The sequence below is a fragment of the Spiroplasma sp. ald genome, assembly GCF_044714355.1.
Classification (GTDB): domain Bacteria; phylum Bacillota_I; class Bacilli_A; order Mycoplasmatales; family Mycoplasmataceae; genus Spiroplasma; species Spiroplasma phoeniceum.
Genome location: NZ_RXFY01000178.1, coordinates 1 through 1,070, shown reverse-complemented (window position 1 = coordinate 1,070; position 1,070 = coordinate 1). Strand labels below are relative to the sequence as shown.

Genomic DNA, 1,070 nt, shown 5'->3' with positions numbered 1-1,070 from the left:
TAATAAAATCAAATTTATCAAATTTCATAATTTTAGATTCTTATAATTTCTATTTTAAATATATTTTATAGGAATTTTAAAATAACTAGGTTATGCAAGAAGTCTATTCCATTAGGAGTAACTGGCAAAATATATTGAGTATCATTAGGTTTAAAATCACTAGTATTAACAACTTGTCAATCATTAGTACCACTACCTTTTAATTGATAATGTTCATTAATATATTTAGTAGTTGGCAATGTATCATCAGTTGCTTCTAATTCAGGAGTGCCATTTGCTTTAATAATACTAAATTCTTTACCTTGGTCATTATTTTGGAAACTTGGGTCTCATATTTTTAATTCACCTGTTTTTTGGTCAAAAGATGCATTTGCTCTACCAATTTGATTTGGCATTAATTTAATACCAATTTGTCGTGTTCTCATATAATTAACAAATTCACCGCCACTAGTTGGGTCATCAATTGCTAAATCATCATTATAACCGTTTGTTACAGATATTTTTCCTTTATTATTACCACCCTCAGTAATAGCAAAATCAGTAGGATTTAATGTTTTCATTATAGATTCTGGATTAATAATATTACCAGTATTAGATTTTCACACTTTATTATTTTCATCATAATAAATGCTATCATTATCAAATGGAACAATAAATTTAATATATTCGTTATAATCAATTTTAGAAAAGTCATTAATAGTTGGATAAGTAATATTTATTGAATTACCTGTTTGTAATTGTTCTTTTAATCAAAATAATAATGTTGGATAAAAAGTTTTTTTAGTAATATGTTTATATTCTTCTTCTAATGAATGAGCATAATTATCTAAGCTATAATTATAAGGTCTAGATACTGTTTTACTAGATATAATATCAATAATTTCACCTGCTAATTTTAAAGCATTTTTAACATCACGAGTAATAGTATCATTTGCTTCGGGATTATTAGTTTGTGAATATGCTACACCACCTTGTGAAAATGAAGCACTACCTGTTAAGTCATTAACTCCTTTTGGTAAATATCAATTCATAACTGCTAATAAACAAGCAGATTGAATATAACTTAATCA

1 protein-coding gene is annotated in these 1,070 nt (G+C 25.4%); it reads right to left on the bottom strand.

Translation table 4 applies throughout. The features are described from left to right. Window positions 1-65 precede the first annotated feature (65 nt). Window positions 66-1,070 (bottom strand): hypothetical protein (locus EHU54_RS05970; protein ID WP_400249484.1); only part of this gene is annotated, 1,005 nt, incomplete at its 5' end.